The organism is Fictibacillus nanhaiensis (genome assembly GCF_049537595.1).
GTDB lineage: Bacteria > Bacillota > Bacilli > Bacillales > Fictibacillaceae > Fictibacillus > Fictibacillus nanhaiensis_F.
The window spans coordinates 32,547-47,740 of sequence record NZ_JBMULM010000004.1; the positions used below are offsets into that span (position 1 = coordinate 32,547).

General features: G+C 42.1%; 19 protein-coding genes and 1 riboswitch. Of the genes, 8 read left to right on the forward strand and 11 right to left on the reverse strand.

Annotated elements, in window-relative coordinates; translation table 11 throughout:
- Positions 1-37: 37 nt before the first annotated feature.
- The 5 genes from ACOZ9X_RS16980 to ACOZ9X_RS17000 all read right to left on the reverse strand — a co-directional run bounded on the left by ACOZ9X_RS16980 (position 38) and on the right by ACOZ9X_RS17000 (position 5,730).
- Entirely contained in the window at positions 38-751 is a 714-nt protein-coding gene (locus ACOZ9X_RS16980; protein WP_423419235.1) for an ABC transporter ATP-binding protein, read from the reverse strand.
- Positions 748-1,911 (reverse strand): ABC transporter permease, encoded by a 1,164-nt coding sequence (locus ACOZ9X_RS16985; RefSeq protein ID WP_423419236.1) that lies wholly within the window; start codon positions 1,909-1,911, stop codon positions 748-750. The genes ACOZ9X_RS16980 and ACOZ9X_RS16985 overlap by 4 nt, the downstream gene beginning before the upstream one ends.
- Positions 1,881-3,110, reverse strand: coding sequence for an ABC transporter permease (locus tag ACOZ9X_RS16990; RefSeq protein WP_423419237.1), 1,230 nt, complete (start codon positions 3,108-3,110; stop codon positions 1,881-1,883). The genes ACOZ9X_RS16985 and ACOZ9X_RS16990 overlap by 31 nt, the downstream gene beginning before the upstream one ends.
- 298 nt (positions 3,111-3,408) lie before the next feature.
- A complete protein-coding gene (locus ACOZ9X_RS16995) occupies positions 3,409-5,034 on the reverse strand; it encodes a hypothetical protein (RefSeq protein WP_423419238.1) in 1,626 nt (541 codons plus the stop codon).
- Between the two features lie 195 nt (positions 5,035-5,229).
- Positions 5,230-5,730, reverse strand: a complete 501-nt coding sequence (locus tag ACOZ9X_RS17000) for a sigma-70 family RNA polymerase sigma factor (RefSeq protein ID WP_423419239.1) — start codon at positions 5,728-5,730, stop codon at positions 5,230-5,232.
- A gap of 624 nt (positions 5,731-6,354) precedes the next feature.
- On the opposite strand from ACOZ9X_RS17000, the gene ACOZ9X_RS17005 reads away from it, so the two are divergent.
- From ACOZ9X_RS17005 to ACOZ9X_RS17015, 3 genes are all read left to right on the forward strand, one after another.
- The gene (locus ACOZ9X_RS17005) at positions 6,355-6,573 is read left to right on the forward strand and encodes a DUF1659 domain-containing protein (protein ID WP_066398669.1); all 219 of its coding nucleotides are present in this window, start codon (positions 6,355-6,357) and stop codon (positions 6,571-6,573) included.
- Positions 6,574-6,614: 41 nt separating this feature from the next.
- Entirely contained in the window at positions 6,615-6,830 is a 216-nt protein-coding gene (locus ACOZ9X_RS17010) for a DUF2922 domain-containing protein (RefSeq protein ID WP_144697255.1), read from the forward strand.
- 368 nt (positions 6,831-7,198) lie between these two features.
- On the forward strand, positions 7,199-7,378 hold the full coding sequence (locus ACOZ9X_RS17015) for a DUF2187 domain-containing protein (protein WP_066398675.1): 180 nt from the start codon (positions 7,199-7,201) through the stop codon (positions 7,376-7,378).
- An 85-nt stretch (positions 7,379-7,463) separates the two neighbouring features.
- Here the strand turns inward: ACOZ9X_RS17015 and ACOZ9X_RS17020 are convergent, their stop codons facing one another.
- Positions 7,464-8,078 (reverse strand): hypothetical protein, encoded by a 615-nt coding sequence (locus ACOZ9X_RS17020; RefSeq protein ID WP_423419240.1) that lies wholly within the window; start codon positions 8,076-8,078, stop codon positions 7,464-7,466.
- Positions 8,079-8,240: 162 nt separating this feature from the next.
- Between ACOZ9X_RS17020 and ACOZ9X_RS17025 the strand changes: the two genes are divergently transcribed.
- Positions 8,241-8,381, forward strand: coding sequence for a YpzI family protein (locus tag ACOZ9X_RS17025; RefSeq protein WP_082861516.1), 141 nt, complete (start codon positions 8,241-8,243; stop codon positions 8,379-8,381).
- A 253-nt stretch (positions 8,382-8,634) separates the two neighbouring features.
- Here the strand turns inward: ACOZ9X_RS17025 and ACOZ9X_RS17030 are convergent, their stop codons facing one another.
- From ACOZ9X_RS17030 to ACOZ9X_RS17040, 3 genes are all read right to left on the reverse strand, one after another.
- Positions 8,635-9,132, reverse strand: coding sequence for a DUF1648 domain-containing protein (locus ACOZ9X_RS17030; protein ID WP_423419241.1), 498 nt, complete (start codon positions 9,130-9,132; stop codon positions 8,635-8,637).
- A 127-nt stretch (positions 9,133-9,259) separates the two neighbouring features.
- Positions 9,260-9,517 (reverse strand): carboxymuconolactone decarboxylase family protein, encoded by a 258-nt coding sequence (locus ACOZ9X_RS17035; protein WP_423419242.1) that lies wholly within the window; start codon positions 9,515-9,517, stop codon positions 9,260-9,262.
- A 6-nt stretch (positions 9,518-9,523) separates the two neighbouring features.
- Positions 9,524-9,703, reverse strand: coding sequence for a hypothetical protein (locus ACOZ9X_RS17040; RefSeq protein ID WP_423419243.1), 180 nt, complete (start codon positions 9,701-9,703; stop codon positions 9,524-9,526).
- A gap of 324 nt (positions 9,704-10,027) precedes the next feature.
- Here ACOZ9X_RS17040 and ACOZ9X_RS17045 point away from each other — a divergent pair, with 324 nt between their 5' ends.
- From ACOZ9X_RS17045 to ACOZ9X_RS17055, 3 genes are all read left to right on the forward strand, one after another.
- Positions 10,028-11,203: a S8 family peptidase gene (locus ACOZ9X_RS17045; protein WP_423419244.1), complete on the forward strand. Its 1,176-nt coding sequence runs from the start codon at positions 10,028-10,030 to the stop codon at positions 11,201-11,203.
- 126 nt (positions 11,204-11,329) lie between these two features.
- Entirely contained in the window at positions 11,330-11,545 is a 216-nt protein-coding gene (locus ACOZ9X_RS17050) for a hypothetical protein (RefSeq protein ID WP_423419245.1), read from the forward strand.
- Positions 11,546-11,609: 64 nt separating this feature from the next.
- Positions 11,610-11,719: riboswitch (SAM riboswitch) on the forward strand.
- 105 nt (positions 11,720-11,824) lie between these two features.
- Entirely contained in the window at positions 11,825-12,493 is a 669-nt protein-coding gene (locus ACOZ9X_RS17055; protein ID WP_423419246.1) for a sulfite oxidase-like oxidoreductase, read from the forward strand.
- Positions 12,494-12,524: 31 nt separating this feature from the next.
- Here ACOZ9X_RS17055 and ACOZ9X_RS17060 read toward each other — a convergent pair whose 3' ends face one another.
- Positions 12,525-12,815, reverse strand: a complete 291-nt coding sequence (locus ACOZ9X_RS17060; RefSeq protein ID WP_423419247.1) for a hypothetical protein — start codon at positions 12,813-12,815, stop codon at positions 12,525-12,527.
- A gap of 176 nt (positions 12,816-12,991) precedes the next feature.
- Here ACOZ9X_RS17060 and ACOZ9X_RS17065 point away from each other — a divergent pair, with 176 nt between their 5' ends.
- Positions 12,992-13,183: a hypothetical protein gene (locus ACOZ9X_RS17065; RefSeq protein ID WP_423419248.1), complete on the forward strand. Its 192-nt coding sequence runs from the start codon at positions 12,992-12,994 to the stop codon at positions 13,181-13,183.
- A gap of 52 nt (positions 13,184-13,235) precedes the next feature.
- On the opposite strand, the gene ACOZ9X_RS17070 is transcribed toward ACOZ9X_RS17065, so the two are convergent.
- Positions 13,236-15,158 (reverse strand): vWA domain-containing protein, encoded by a 1,923-nt coding sequence (locus tag ACOZ9X_RS17070; RefSeq protein WP_423419249.1) that lies wholly within the window; start codon positions 15,156-15,158, stop codon positions 13,236-13,238.
- Between the last annotated feature and the right edge of the window lie 36 nt (positions 15,159-15,194).

Genomic DNA, 15,194 nt, shown 5'->3' on the forward strand with positions numbered 1-15,194 from the left:
CAGGATAAAAAAAGAAGCCTGCCAACATTAGCAGACTTCATCCAACAATCTCTCCAAGCGTTTCCGCAAAGTTTTCAGATTGTGCGACCGAACCGAACTGTCGCACTTTTTGCTTCGATCCATAAAAAAGCAATTCCCCCTCTTTTAAAATCAAAAAAGAAGTACATAATGTTTCGAGCTCTTGCGCGTCATGACTGGAATAAAGGATCGTCTTCCCTTCTCTCCCCAGCTGGCGCAAATCGTTTACGATCTCTTGCTTTGCAGATATATCAATACCAACGGTCGGTTCATCTAGAATCAAAAGATCCGGGTCATGAAGCATCGCGATCAAGATATTCAGCTTTCTCTGGTTACCACCGGACAAATGCTTTACTTTTTTATCGAGGTGCTCAGCCAGACGCCACTCCTCGCAGCGCTGCATCCATCTTTCTTCTGACGACCCTTTTGCCAACTTCGCAAAAAATCGTAAGTTTTCGCGTGTTGTTAGCTCATGATACACGGCTATTTCTTGCGGTACGTAACCGATTTTCTGCCGAATTCTTTTTTGTTCTTTCCTCACATCAAGCCCATCGATCTGAACTGATCCGCCAGAGCCTTTCATAAGGGTCGCGAGGATTCTTAAAAGCGTTGACTTACCTGCACCGTTCGGGCCAACAACGCCGACGGTTTCTCCTCTTGCAATAAAGAAGTTCATTTCTTTTAGTACTTCTTTTCTACCAAACTTCTTTTTCAAATTTTCTGCTGCAATCAAGCGTTGTCACCTGCCTTTATAGTTGAAAGTACGTATAGAACGATGCTTAGCCCCACGAATATGAATGGAATCATAAGCGTTTCTTGATTGAAAGTTGATACGATCCAATATTGGGGCGTCCACTCTGCAGCACGTTGTAAAAAGCTTGATAGCTCATCACTCGGAAAAAAAGTTCCGCTTAGAAGCGATGTGCACAATACGACGAAAAGTGTGATTGCTTGCCATGTGCGGTTGCTATGCACGAAATAAGCAAACAGAAGTGATAGTGCGTTAAGAAATAAGACGTAGCCGATCAGACCAGAAATTGTTGCCACGTTAAACGTTAACTCATCCATCCACCAGCCATAACTAAACAATAATACCAGCAATGTTAGCTGCAAAAGTAACACACCTAGTGCATTACCAAACCAGTAAACCGAAAACCGGCCGGCAGCGTAAGGCACTCTTGAGCGCATGCCGGAATCACGGTCTTTGATCGGCCAGCTGTTATATAAAAAACTGTACAGCATGAGAAGTACAAGCATTCCTGGAACATAGATCGAAGCCGCACTGCTATCCGCTTCTACTGATGATTCTCTCGTTACCCCAACTTTATAGTCAACGGTCATAAGAGGTTTTGGTTCCCAATGTTTATCGCTATACGCCCAAGCATCTTTCCAGACCTCACCTTGCTCCTCAGCATCCAGTTTCTCACTTTTTCCGTATGTTTTTAACACCGTATTTGCACCATATGAATTACTCGATAACCGCTTCACTTCACTTGCAAAAATCTCACGCACCAACCCATGAGAAATCGAACCAGACGAGAGCCACATCGTCACTAGCTCATCTTCATCATTTTTCTGTATGCTTTCCATAAATCCTTCAGGTATAAAGAAACCGATGGCCGCTTTTTGCGTCTCGATCTGATTGCGCGCATCCTCTTCATTACGAACGTTTACCGCTACCGCTGGATTTTTACTCACTCGTTCTATGACCGTTTTTGAGTATTCCGTTTCATCCTCGTCCACGATCACAACAGGAATCTTGGTCGCGTTACTTGTCTTTTCAACGGACATGTCTAAAAAAAGCAGCACGAGAACTGGAACGATGATTCCCAGCCAGCTCCAGGGACTTTGAAGCAATAATCTTATACGTGTAATGGCAATTGTCCAGACCATGGCAACCTCTTCTTTATCGTGATAAGCAGCAAACTCACTGCCCAAATGGTGATTGAAAAGCTAAGCAAGAGAAGAACAGACACCCATGTTTCATTCCCCACAAATAGTGTTTCAATCAGTCCGCTGTGTGCGTGATGCACGATGTTAAGCATACTTACGCCGCGCCACATTTCCGGAAGATACGATAGCCGCAGAACACTTCCGCTTGTAGCAACGAGTCCCATTGCAAAGATGATTCCCGCTCCCCATTTTGCTGCGTTCCGAACAAAAAGCTCCTGACAAAGCGCGAAAAGAGATGCGATAGCTAAGCAGTATGCTAATAGTATGAATGTCGCTGTGATGCTCCACGTTTTTGTTAACGCATAAAATAGTAGAGTCAAAACAACGCTTTGGATGACGAGCAGAAGGAAAGTGGATATTATGTTGCTAAAAAAGAATACAGGAGACCTTACCCCTTGTAGACTTAATCTTTCGCGCAGTGCGGTTTGTTCACTTCTTGCGGTTAAACTCATACCAAACAATCCGCCAACGAGTAACAGGATTAACACACCAGATAAGCTGTAATAATCGATTGTTGTAACTCCGCCAAACGCACTTAGCGTTTCCGTTTCATAGATCTTGTTTCGATTCAATGCTTGCAGTGTAAAATCTGTGATAACCGTGTCGCGGTATGCCCGGAATTCTTCTGAACTTAAGTCCATTTTTCTTAAATAATGAAAAGCTGCGTTCGCTCCACTTTGTGCAGACGAGATCAAGTTGGCGTTTGACACCATCACTTGCTGAAGAAGTTTTGCTTGAAAAGGGCGTTCCGGGTTACCGATAACGGTTACGGGAATATTTTTACCGCCGCGAATCCCTTTAGTAAATCCATCCGGTACGATCACCATACCCGCGATTTCATTGTTAGCGAGCTTTTCGCTAGCGGACTCTGCATCTGTTTTTTCAAAGGTTAATACATTTTTTAGTTCTTCTGAGTTTTCATACTGCTTCATGAGCAGTTTGGTTTCAAAGGTGTTATCTTCATCTACGATCGCTACGGCAAAAGGCTCTACCCACTGCTTTTCTTCAAGAAGTGGTTTTAGCCCGAGATACGTGATTCCAAGTAACAAAATTGGAAACAGCATCATAGCAATCAGAGGAAAAGGCTGCTTTAGCCAGCATTTTACCGTTAGATGGGCAATGAGTAGCGTTTGCCTCATAGTGTCGTTCCTTTCGTTTAAAAATTTCGAGAAGATTGAGCTGAAAACGGTCCAGAACCTATACATGTAGGGGCATTTGACTGGATGAACCCAGAAGTTTTGGCTATTTATCCACGAGTTTTGCCCGTTTATCCAGAAGTTTTAGCACTTAATCCAAAAGTTTCGGCCGTTTATCCACGAGTCTACAATCCTCGACAATAATGACGCAGCCTACATGCTATATATACCCTATTAAGTTAGAAAAAAAGGACAAAGATCAACTTTGTCTTAAGTTATCTCTGTCCTTCTTATTATCATTCTATTGGAACATTTGAGCGTTTTCACCGATAAATTGCTCGATGTTACGTTGAATGTCTGACATCATCGTCATCATTTCAGCGTCACTCATCTCAGCAACGTTTACTGCTTTTCCTTCTGAAAGCTCAGGGAATTTCAGTTTATCGCCGAACGTTGTTTTTGTTTTGATGTTTAATCCAACGTTGATATCGCCCATTGTAGCGTCGTTACCAACTAGTGTTACTTTGTAATCGTGGTTTGCAAAGTCTTTATCAAGGTTTTGGTCACCTTTGTGCTCGATCTCAAGTGTCATGTCTGGAAGCTCCATTGGTGCATCGCCAGCAGGAACAAGATTAGCCGTCCATTTAGACTTCTTATCTGTGCCTTCACCTTTAATTTGGAACCCGATACCTTCTGTTGTACCGTTTTCAGTCATTTCAAACTTTGCTTTAATATCGCGCTTCTTACCGTCTTTCCCTTTTGGTTCGCTTTCCATCTTCACATCTACAAGCAATGTTTCGTTTTCAGGACCTGCGTTAAGAACCCAAGAAGAGTTCGTTACGTCACCCTTCGTCCAGCTTTCAGACTTGTAGTTCATCGGAACCGCTTCTTCACCGTTCGCACCAATCTTCATCGTCACGTTACGGCTTACTACTTTATCATCGCCATCGATGATAACCACTTGCTTCATTCCACCAGGAACTTGCAAGTCATCTTTGATTGCTTTTTTCGCATCAGCAAGAAGTTTCTTAATTTCTTTCTTCGCATCTGCCTTGCTCATGTTGCTGTTTGGTGCTACCATGCCTGTTTGAAGTCCGCCTTGCAATGCTGATTGTTCAGCGATCGCATCTAGGATCTCATCGTCTTTTTCGATCTTCTCAACAAAGTTTACAAGCATTGTCTTTGTTTCTTTTTCAGATAGAGAAACCGTTAACTCGCGAAGCTTCTCCCCCTTAAAATCAACATCGTCTTTCATTTTTACGTTTTCATCTTTCACGCTATCTGCGTACACTTTTGCAAACTCTTCAAACGCATCATCGCGAGCTTCTTCACTTAGGTCGCCATCCACTGCTTTAAAGAAGTTCTCAAGCTTCTCCATACCTTGGTAGGCTGGATCGAACTTACGCATCACGTCACCGAACTTGCTGTTTTCGAAGTAAACGTTCTTATCGTAAGCTGCAGGTACGTTTACAGCCGTTTGTTTGTTGTTTTGATAAAACTCAGCATTCATTAAATCGGCATCGTTCATTCTTAAAGCCATTCCAACAGATCCTTCTTCTTTCTTAGGATCATGCTGTGTTGTTACCTTAAATTCACTATTTTGAAGAACAGAACCGATCATAGCCGCTTCCATTCCACCTGCTCCAAACATCGCCGGGTCAACATCTACCCCAACGCTCGCTTCAGACTTATACGCTTCTTCCATTTGCTTTTCAGAAAGTGCTAGCGCATCGCCAAAGCTGTCTTCAAAAGATTCGTTCAGTGCTTTAAATGTGTTCATCTCGGATTTTAAATACAATTCACGCGGAGATAGATCAACGAACATCGCATAAGCAGTTGCCCCGATTGCAAGCACTGCGATAATAGCTAGCCCAATGATCAACGGTCGTTTCTTGTTTCCAGTACTCTGATTAACTTGTGTTTCCATCGTTTAATTGTCCCCCTCTTAATAAATATATAAGCTTTGTCCTACCAACTTATTACACTGTTATTCTAAAAAAATAGCAGCTTATTTCTCTATTGGCTATTATGGGTAAAAAAGGAATTTTTTCGCCCACAGTTTTCTACTATACCCTAATTCCAAAATTATATCCATCAAATCACGTAGTAAGAAAGTTTGATTTTATTTGGCAACTAAAACTGTACGAAGTTTCTTTATTGCCGCTTTTCTCCAAGATTTAACTGCATATAGAGTGACCCCAAACGTTTCTGCAATCTCAGCTTCCGTTTTCATATGAAAGACCCGATGCACGACCCACCGCTGCTGATTTTCTGTGAGATGCATCAGATAGAGATTTAATGTTTCATCTTCCAAAAAAGGAATGTGGTCTTGCTGGGATAGCTGTTGAAAGCTTAATGAATTATGCGGATCTTGTGTGACCTCTGTCTCCTGCCTCTTCATCTCGTTTCGCAACTCTTGTAAAATACGGCCGCGCACATGGATGAAGGCGAACGAGGAGAACTGCCCTTTTTCCGGGTTGTATGTTTCATAAGCTTTCCAGAGTCCGAGTAAACCAGCTTGATAGTATTGATCGAAATGGTTTGTGAGGTGATAGCGTTTAATCTGGGATTTAATGAGTGGTTCAAACATTGCAGCAACTTCTTCAAACGGTGTGTTTTTCATGGAAATGTATCCTTTAGGAATGTGCGCACATTCGGGGAATTCCGCGGTATCTTCACTATAGATGGGAAAAGTTGTGGAAAACAAAGTGCAACTGTTGAAAAGTTGTATGGTAAATGATGCAGAACGACAAAAGTTGCCTGTAAACTTTTGAATAGTTATCCACAATGTGTGTGCAGAATTGCGGAAATTGATAGATTTTTTGTGTGAAATGCTGGATTTCGAGAAATTTTAGTGTTGTTTTGGAGTAAAATTCTAAAAATTGTGGATAAGTGCTGTGGGTAGAACAATTGTGTTTGGCTTTGTCGGTTTGGGGTGGTTGATTTCCGTTCCAGGTTGCTCGCTTTCCGCGGGGCAGGCGGTGAGCCACTTGCCGCTTTGCGCCGTTAAGTGTCTCACCTGACCGCTTGTCCTAGCCAAGAGTCTCGCACCTTGCACTTCAATCAACTTATCAATGATGCAGAAATTTGAGAGTCTTCTATTTAGTGAAATAACACTTCCCCTTTCCTTTTAATGATTTGTATCTGCATAAGTAGGTCTTAACGATAGCCGCTTCAAAAAGTTTTTACCACCATGCCTCCTTTTCACTTCTCTCTGGAACTTATGATGTGAAAGGAGGTGAGGCACATGGCAACAGCAGCTTTGATTGATTCAGCGATGCGTTTGGAGCTTGATGGTGGTTTGGATGCAGACAACAAGCCGGTGGTGAAGTATAAGAATTTCGCTAATGTTAAGACGACTTCGACACCTGACCAGCTTTATGCGGTAGCAAACGCATTATCAGGACTTCAAGTGTATCCGCTTGTGATGATTAAGCGAAACGATTCCTTCGCGATCCACTCTTAAGAGTAGGTACGAGGAAAATATAGAGGAAAGGAGGGATTTCAATGGCCAAAGTGCTTGAATTGCAGTTTCTTAACCAAGAGAACAAAACGGTAACCATCCGTCTGGATGCTCCGATCGAACCGGTTGATCCTGCAGCTGTAAATGCAGCGATGGACACGGTGATCGCACAAAACATCTTCACTTCTTCGGGCGGAAACTATACGAGCAAAAAAGGTGCGCGTATTGTTGATCGTGAAGTGAGCGAAATCGACCTATAAGAACCAACTTCTAAGAAAAGACTCTACAAAAAGCGACCGCAAAAATCCGTCTTCTGATGCAGTTTTTCAGAGGGCGGTTTTTCCTTTCTGTGGACACTGTGGATAATGTGGATAAATCAGTGGATAGCTTTACTTTACTGAAAGCTTAATTTTCTATAATTGTGGATAACTATTGAATAACCTTCATATAGTCAATAGTTTGGTGATTCTTAGCGAAAATTGGAAGCGTTACATAAAAGCGCTTTAATGGAAATGCTCATATGCTTTCGCTATAATACTTAACAAATAGAAGTTTTTAAAAATAAAAGGAAAATTAGTCACAATTATGGTAAAATAGTACAAACATTAATTACGTTGGAGGAAAAGGCATGGAATTTAAAATCGGTGATATTATTGAAACATTCGACGGCTTAAAAGGAGAAATTACTTCATTGTTGACCAACACCGCTGTTGTGGACTTTTCCGTAACAGAAAACTATTCAGAGCATTTTGAAGATGCGAAGCAAGTTGTGCGTTTGAACGATATTAGACAAATCATAAATAGCTAGAACTTATTATATAGAAACTAAAATTTAAACTGACAAACAAAAACAGCTCTCTGCATCAACACAGAGAGCTGTTTTTTCGTTTATTTTATAAGTTTTTTCGATTGTTTTGCGATGTGACTCCGACTGAAACGACGTTTGAATCATTTTCCCTTGTGTAAGTCGTTTCTTGTGCCGATCCAGTAGAATAGTCGTGCAGCTTATCATTTCCAATCGGATTCTCAGCAATTTCAGATCCTGCTTCTTTTAATTTTGAACCGATATTGCCTAGCTCGCCTTTCGTTTCTTTTGCTGTCGACAGCACATCATTTGAGATTTCTTTTAGTGTGTTAATGTTGCCGAAAACGTCTTTATTAAGGCGCTCGTATAATGTTTGCGCGTCATTGATCGCATCTTTTAAGGTAGTGCTAGCCGTTTTGAACTGGCTGATCATCTGATCCTTCACTTCACCTGGATTTTGTTTGACCTCTGTAATCATTTTGCTAGAACTATCCTTTAATCCTACCGCTGTGTTCTTCACTTTCGAACGTGTATTATAATCAATCAAGGCAAGTGCCCCACCAACGATACCGCCAATTACGATTCCTTTTAGCAGCTTGCTTTTTTGCGGATCTGCCACTCTCTCTCGTTGCGCTGTACCGTAAGCATCTTCGGGATACATGCCGTTTTCATATCCGTTTGTAGTGTTTACACTTTGTGCCATTTTAAGTCCTCCTCGATTAATTTTTTTCGTAGTAAGGGAATTCCCTTTTCTCTAAAAGCTAAACGTTCGGGTAGGCTTTTTCGGTATATTTTCAGGTTTTACATAAAAGTTTCTGTTAGTTCTCATACTAATGAAAATCTACTGTGATTGGAGGGTTTCACTATGGGAAAAGACAGACAGGAGAAGAAGTTGCGTGAGTCTGGACGCGTTGAATCTGACCGTGACCAAGACTTAAAATATTCTGGCGCTACTAAGATGGAAGGTCCTGATGAAGCGCGTGCACGCAACCATCAAGATCAATAAACAAAAATGTGAGCAGCTCATCAAAGGTATGAGCTGCTCTAATTTTGTTTCAGCTAATCGGTATGAGTCGAAAATTCGATAAAAAAATTTATCCGTGAAATTATAATGATTTACCGTGAAATTAATTCACATTACCGAACAATGATTAATAACTATCCTTATACAGCGGACACATAGCTATTATGTCCTCTAGGAAAAGACACACTTCATATAAAAGAGGACGCTACTTCTCTATATGAAGTTCGTCCTCTCTTTACTTCGATTTAATTGATCTTACGATGAAAAATGCGATCGATCCGGTAATTCCTACGATAAAAACAGGAAGTACCCACACACTTAATCCTTCGCTGACTCCTTTTGCCACTTCCGAACATGCCCAAGTCATGTAAACGAAGAAGATTAAGATTTCGTTTTTCATTACATTGATCATTATGCGCGCGTTTTTGTATTGTCTTTCGACGTTTTCTTCCGTTAGATTAAAGTAGTTGTAGATGTGCGGGTATTTTTCTAGCACGGTAAGCAGTAACCATGTCACCGATCCCATCACGATTAAAATCCATAGGTTGCTCTTGCTTCCCCATCCATCTGGATCTCCGGCTGCGTTAAAGTGGGTTGGCACAGTTTCCGGAATAGCAGACCATTGCGAGATCAAGCTCACGGTTCCCCATACAAGTAAGGCGATTGACGCGATATCTAAAAAGTTTTCAAACCTTGTTCTTGGTATTATAAGTTTTGGTCGACCTTCATACATATTCTCTTCAACCTCCTCACGTTCTCCATACGTTTTTTCCAATCAGAGGTTTCGTTATAAATTGCCGATGTTTAAGTCATTACATAAACAACGTCCAGATCATATGTCGATCTGGACGTTTTATTTTTTATTCGTTTAATATTCCCATCGCGATTATGAACCAATTGGCTCCGTTTTTGCTTCCGATCTGGAAGAATAGCGCAATGATCTCTTCTTTTGAAAAATATTGCTGCAGTCGGTTGTATAAATCATCTGGCAGTTGGCCGTGATACGCCATGATATGATCGGCGAGTTCGAGCGCTAGCTTCTCGCGTTCTGACAGTTCTGCATTTCCTTGCTTCATCGCCGTTTTTCGAGAGGACTCATCCAGAGTCCCGTAGTCCATGCTTTGTCAGTAGTCACACCCATTGTTTGAGGCCGCTCGTAAGCGGAGCAGTTCCATGAGTTCAGGCTCTAGTATGTTGTTTAGCGCTTTTTCCATCTGCTGAAAAGCATCTAGAATGCCTGGTGCGTTCGCAAGGGTTTTCTTAAAGGGTGTTCCTTCAACATTCACTTGAGGTAAACGTGCCATTTTTTATCTCCTCCTCAAATTTCACTATTCTTTTTTAGCTTACATGACTTCTCCCAAAGTTTACATTATTCTGTTTCAGATCACGTCTTTATGTTTCTTTTACAGATTTGTTATGTAATGTTTACTATCTTAATCATATCTCAAGATAATAAAATAGTTTTACATGTTACGCTCTAATCATAGATAAAAAGTCTCACCTTCGACAGCATTATAGTAAGTTATCATTATTTCCAGATAACAATAAAGGGTTTTGTTGAATGCTGTTGAATTCCTTACCAACTAAGCCTAAGTCCGCTTGGTAAATACATCTGAGGAGTGATTTTTATGTTAAAGCGTTTCGTGGCAGTTGCCGCATCTGTACCATTAGTCGTCTCTTTGGCTCTTCCAGCTTCGGCTGCTGAGTCAGCGAAGGAAGTTTCTTTTACACCTTCAGCTAAACAGGAAGCTACATCACAGGAAATTATCGTACATTTTAAAGATTCTGTTTCAGCTGCAAGCTCTGTTGAAAATAATGTTTCAAAGTTTGGCGGTAAAGTTGTGGATGTGACGAAAGACTTTACCGTTGTAAAAGTCGATGGCAATGTGGCAGATGCAGTAAAGCAATATGAGAGTTTAGAATCCGTGGAATACGCTGAGCCAAACGCTACGTTCCATGCGAGTTATGTTCCGAACGACCCTGCATACAAGCAACAATACGCTCCTCAAAAAGTTGGTGCCGAGCAAGCTTGGGACACAACGCAAAGTTCATCATCTGTAAAAATCGCCGTGATTGACACAGGCGTCGACTATATTCACCCGGATCTAGCTGGAAAAGTAATCAAGGGTGCCGACTTTGTTGATGATGACAACGATCCGATCGATGAGAACGAACATGGTACTCACGTTGCAGGAATTGCTGCTGCGAACACGAATAACGGTGTTGGTATTGCAGGACTGGCTCCTAAAGCTTCAATTCTAGCTGTTCGCGTATTAGACGCAGAAGGCAGTGGTTCACTGGATGATGTCGCACAAGGCATCCGTTATGCGGCTGACCAAGGCGCGCAAGTTATCAACTTAAGTCTTGGCGGATCTGTTGGTACGCAAACTCTTGAAGATGCGGTGAACTATGCATCTAGCAAAGGATCGCTTGTAATTGCTGCTGCTGGTAACTCTGGCGTTTTACTTCCGAGTTATCCGGCATATTATTCAAACGCAATTGCGGTTGCCGCTACTGATCAGAACGATAAAAAAGCGTCTTTCTCTAACTTCGGTACGTGGGTTGATATCGCGGCACCTGGTGTTGATATCTATTCGACGACACCAAACAACCAGTATGCGAGTTTCTCAGGTACATCCATGGCATCACCGGTTGTAGCGGGTGTAGCTGGACTTCTCGCCGCTCAAGGTAAGAACGCATCACAAATTCGCGCTGCACTTGAAGATACAGCAGATCCTGTAACAGGCACAGGCACGTTGTTCCAAAACGGACGAGTGAATGCTGCAAAAGCCGTTCAGCAATAGTCATTACAATTTCAAAACCTCTAGTAGTCTTATATTTTAAGGCTTCTAGAGGTTTTTTGTTTAGAATCCGCTCATTCAAGAAAAACTATTAACAGAAGCATCTGTAAAGAGCGGAGGGTTTCAGCTATGTTTGGTTTTGGTAAGAGTAAGCAAAAGAAAAGAACGTCTCAAGGCTCTGGCAAGAGTGAGTCGACGGAAACGGAAAAAAGGCAGAGTGAAAAAGAAGCGGAAGAAAAAATCGTGTACTTCTTCTTGATCAGCACGGCGCTTTTTGGAGTGGTCGTTCTGTATCTTGGCATTTCTCGTGAGATGTCTTTTGTGGCTGATCTCATTTTAAGTTGATTTTTCATGTCCTGAATGTATAATAGTTGTAACTTACATATCGTTTTTAAGCCGATTAATTGGTCTCTTATTTCGAGCAGGCGGAGGGAATTAGCCCTATGAAGCCCGGCAACCACCTATTTTAAATAGGCACGGTGCTACATCTAACAGTTTTTACAGACTGAAAGATAAGAGGATGTGAACAGAACCATTCGTCCTCTTTTTTAATAAAAGAGGGCGTTTTTTATTTTTTGCCACCTCAAGCGGAAATCAACCGCAGTAAAGAAAGGATGTTCATGTATGGACCTTAACAAAGCAGACCGCATTAAAAAGATGCGAGTCCCACAAGTCGATGGAAAGCTAGAGAACCGCTTGCCTCCAGGGCAGGTTGAAACAAAAAAGTTCCCCATCCTTCATGAAGGGGACGTTCCTGTTTACGATATGAAAAAATGGTCGTTATCTGTAGAAGGACTCGTAGGAAAACGTGTCGAATTTAGTTTTGAAGACATCATGAAGATGCCTCAAACGACAGTAGTCCGTGATATTCACTGTGTGACGAGATGGTCACGGTTCGACAATGCGTTTGAAGGTGTTAAATTTACGGATTTTTTAAAGCATTTTGATGTGGATCCAAAAGCAAAGTATGTGATGGTCCACGCCGATTACGATTATACGACGAATGTTCCTCTTCAAGATCTGTTACGCGATGATGTTATCCTTGCGCACTCGTTTGACGGTAAGCCACTAACAGACAAGCATGGATTTCCGCTTCGCCTCATTGTTCCTCATCTTTATTTTTGGAAAAGCGCAAAGTGGATTCGCAAGTTTGAGTTCTTAGAAGAGGATCAGCCAGGCTTTTGGGAGCAGAACGGCTTTCATATGTATGGCGATCCGTTTAAAGAAGAACGATTTTCGAGCGATGAGTTTGATATGCCTGAAGATGAGTGGAAAAAGAAAGAGTATGATTGATATTTTTTAAAACAACGAAGGGGAAGACCACTTACTTTCTTCCCCTCAGCATTTTAATCTCATTTTTTAACGCCGTGATTTGATTTTGTATGTCTTTCATCTGAGCTTCTTGTTCTTGCTGATCTTTAAGATCGTTTGCTTGATCGATGTACACTTGTCTGAGAGCGATCGCTGCACTGAACGTTGCTAAAAAATCCCCCGCGGTCACAAGCGTCGAGGCGAGTAAAGCGAGTTCTGCAGCAAACGTGGTACCATCTTTATTATTTGCTAAATATTCTTCTTCTGCTTCTGCTAAAATGACGTCTACTACACGTTGATTCACATCATTCACTCCTAACACCTGAATTAGTCATACTATATGCGTTTGCCCTGTATGCGGTGCCCGATGTTCCCTTTCATATTCTGATTTTCGAACACATAAAAAATCAGCTTTTTCGTGATTTGTTCTTAATGTACAGGCATTTTGACCGATATTAACCTTACTAGGGAGGTTTGGCGATGGAACAATGGCTGTCTTTTCGTATTCCGTTCGATATCATTTCCATTTACATCTTACTTGCCGCAATCGTTGTGGTCGGCATATTTTCAAGCCTGCTTCGAACTGCCTTACCAGAATGGTCTGTTAGGATCTTTAGCTACACAGGGTTTGTAGGTGTAATCTTTGCTTGGCTGAAGCTACTGGAATATTGATACATACATAAAAAAACGCCTCGGGGTCAGATGCCCTAGGCGTTTTGGCGTTTTATAGCGATTTAAAAAGCAGCTTACGAAGTACAGGCATCAGATAGTCGACAAGCTCTGAAGCGCTTGGAACGACTACGTTTTGCGGTCCGTAGATGTTTTGCATCAACTTCTCTTCTTCCTCTGTGATCTCTCCGTTCGCGATGAACATACCGATCGTTTCGATCCCGAGCTTTCGTGTGCGAGTGACCGCTTCGTGTGTATCAAGTACTCCATGCGATTCATAATCAAAAGCCGCAGGTTCACCGTCTGAGAAAACGAGCAGAATCTTTTGTTGCTCTGGTCGTTTGGCAAGTTCTTCACCCATACGTCTGATCGAATACCCGTCACGGTTATCTTCTTGCGGTTCAAGCTGAATGATCGGCGCTCCTGATTGATGCAAAGAGTTGCGGTAGGAGATCACTTCATGAAAATAATTCGGCTGATCGTTACTTGAAGCGTCTGCTGCATCTTCCCAAAAACCAACGACAGAATGCGGGATCCGAAGAGCTTTTAACGTTTCATGAAAAAGCACGATCCCTTTTTGCGTCTCTTCCATCTTGTTGAACATGGACGCAGAGCAGTCAACGAGCAATGTGAACGTCGTATCGAGTTCTTGTTGCGATTCTTGCTTTTTTCGGAAAAGTCTTGGATTCTTATCAGTTACGAGTCTTGTAAGCTTCTTTCCGAGTCTTCCAAAGTGCAAATCTTCTCTCGGTGCTGTTCGTTTGTGTTCCATCGTTTTCAAAAAGTTTTGCTTCAGCTGCGAAACGAATGGCGCGATCTCTTGGTTGTATTCGTCGTACTGGGCGATTTCGTCGAGAGTTGCAGGCTTCGCTGGCACAAAATGCTCAGTGACATTTTTGTTCACTTCACCGTATGGGAAGTGGTTTGCCGAGTCAGAACCATTTTGGTTGTTGTCGGTTTCTGCTTCATGCTCGTTTTGTGTGTCGAAGTCGTTGTTGTCAGTACTTTTAGCGCTCGTTTGAACCGAGCCGAACACCGCGTCACCACTTTCTGCTTCCCTCGCACCTTCTCCTAACAGATCTGTGTTTGTTCCTTGATCAAGATCCATCTGTAAAAACGAATCCTGCGGGTCAGAGGTTTCATCATGCCAAGAAGAATGAGACTCTTTTTCTTTATCGTCTTTTTTCTTGTCAGAGTCTTCATCTTTCGTGATCGTTTTCTTCGTTTTCGTTTCGTTGTTGCGAGTGAGGTCGTCAAAGTTTTGATCGGTGTTTGTATTATTTTCTTTTGATGGATCGCTAAAACTGCGATATGCGGTTTTCATATCATTTATGTTTGTATGTTCTGTGATCGCGGCCATTTCGGTAACGATTGCAGCGATATCTTCAGTCGATTTTGCCGTTGTAAGTTTTGTTAAAAGTGATCGCAGTTCTTGATAAACTTCTTGCGTTTCTTGTGGCACGGCTACAAATCGTTTGTTCGCTAAAAGAATGATATGGCAAAAAAGCGCATCAAGGGTACGCTTTTGCTGAATATGCTTTCGGTACTCACGGTTGTAGTGAACCTGAAACGTCTCTTTTCTGAGCTTGAAAGCGTGTGCCATCCCCGGACGGTCGCTCACACAGATCTGTTCTAATCGATAGTCTTCAGCGAAAAGAAGGACTTGCTTAAGAAATTCCCGGTGAGGATGGGATTTCAGCTTGTGCAAAGTGTCCCAGATCACGTGGTCGTCCGTGTGAAACTGAGTTCCATAGCTGCGTAAATACACATCCGATTTCCATCCTTCAAGCTGAATGTCGCGCGGGTACGGATTCCAGAACTGACTAACGTGTGTAATGCCGCTGTTTCGTTCAAGGTACGAGTGATACGAGAACGAAACGTCCATTTTATCCACTTTTGAAAGTGAGCGGGAAAGATCGATCAGTTGCATGTGAACAAAAGAATCGATCTTTGTATCCGCAAATACTAGGAATTTCATCTAAGGAAAACCTCCAAAATCGTCGTGGGAAATAAA

Bases quoted from the DNA above. Each gene is read 5' to 3' on its own strand.
- ACOZ9X_RS17070 (WP_423419249.1), bottom strand. From the start codon at position 15,158: ATGAAATTCCTAGTATTTGCGGATACAAAGATCGATTCTTTTGTTCAC.
- ACOZ9X_RS17050 (WP_423419245.1), top strand. From the start codon at position 11,330: ATGTTTGGTTTTGGTAAGAGTAAGCAAAAGAAAAGAACGTCTCAAGGC.
- ACOZ9X_RS17025 (WP_082861516.1), top strand. From the start codon at position 8,241: ATGGGAAAAGACAGACAGGAGAAGAAGTTGCGTGAGTCTGGACGCGTT.
- ACOZ9X_RS16985 (WP_423419236.1), bottom strand. From the start codon at position 1,911: ATGGTCTGGACAATTGCCATTACACGTATAAGATTATTGCTTCAAAGT.
- ACOZ9X_RS17040 (WP_423419243.1), bottom strand. From the start codon at position 9,703: ATGGCACGTTTACCTCAAGTGAATGTTGAAGGAACACCCTTTAAGAAA.
- ACOZ9X_RS17045 (WP_423419244.1), top strand. From the start codon at position 10,028: ATGTTAAAGCGTTTCGTGGCAGTTGCCGCATCTGTACCATTAGTCGTC.
- ACOZ9X_RS16995 (WP_423419238.1), bottom strand. From the start codon at position 5,034: ATGGAAACACAAGTTAATCAGAGTACTGGAAACAAGAAACGACCGTTG.
- ACOZ9X_RS17005 (WP_066398669.1), top strand. From the start codon at position 6,355: ATGGCAACAGCAGCTTTGATTGATTCAGCGATGCGTTTGGAGCTTGAT.
- ACOZ9X_RS17000 (WP_423419239.1), bottom strand. From the start codon at position 5,730: ATGAAAAACACACCGTTTGAAGAAGTTGCTGCAATGTTTGAACCACTC.
- ACOZ9X_RS17055 (WP_423419246.1), top strand. From the start codon at position 11,825: ATGGACCTTAACAAAGCAGACCGCATTAAAAAGATGCGAGTCCCACAA.
- ACOZ9X_RS17020 (WP_423419240.1), bottom strand. From the start codon at position 8,078: ATGGCACAAAGTGTAAACACTACAAACGGATATGAAAACGGCATGTAT.
- ACOZ9X_RS16990 (WP_423419237.1), bottom strand. From the start codon at position 3,110: ATGAGGCAAACGCTACTCATTGCCCATCTAACGGTAAAATGCTGGCTA.
- ACOZ9X_RS17035 (WP_423419242.1), bottom strand. From the start codon at position 9,517: ATGGACTACGGGACTCTGGATGAGTCCTCTCGAAAAACGGCGATGAAG.
- ACOZ9X_RS17010 (WP_144697255.1), top strand. From the start codon at position 6,615: ATGGCCAAAGTGCTTGAATTGCAGTTTCTTAACCAAGAGAACAAAACG.
- ACOZ9X_RS17065 (WP_423419248.1), top strand. From the start codon at position 12,992: ATGGAACAATGGCTGTCTTTTCGTATTCCGTTCGATATCATTTCCATT.
- ACOZ9X_RS17015 (WP_066398675.1), top strand. From the start codon at position 7,199: ATGGAATTTAAAATCGGTGATATTATTGAAACATTCGACGGCTTAAAA.
- ACOZ9X_RS17030 (WP_423419241.1), bottom strand. From the start codon at position 9,132: ATGTATGAAGGTCGACCAAAACTTATAATACCAAGAACAAGGTTTGAA.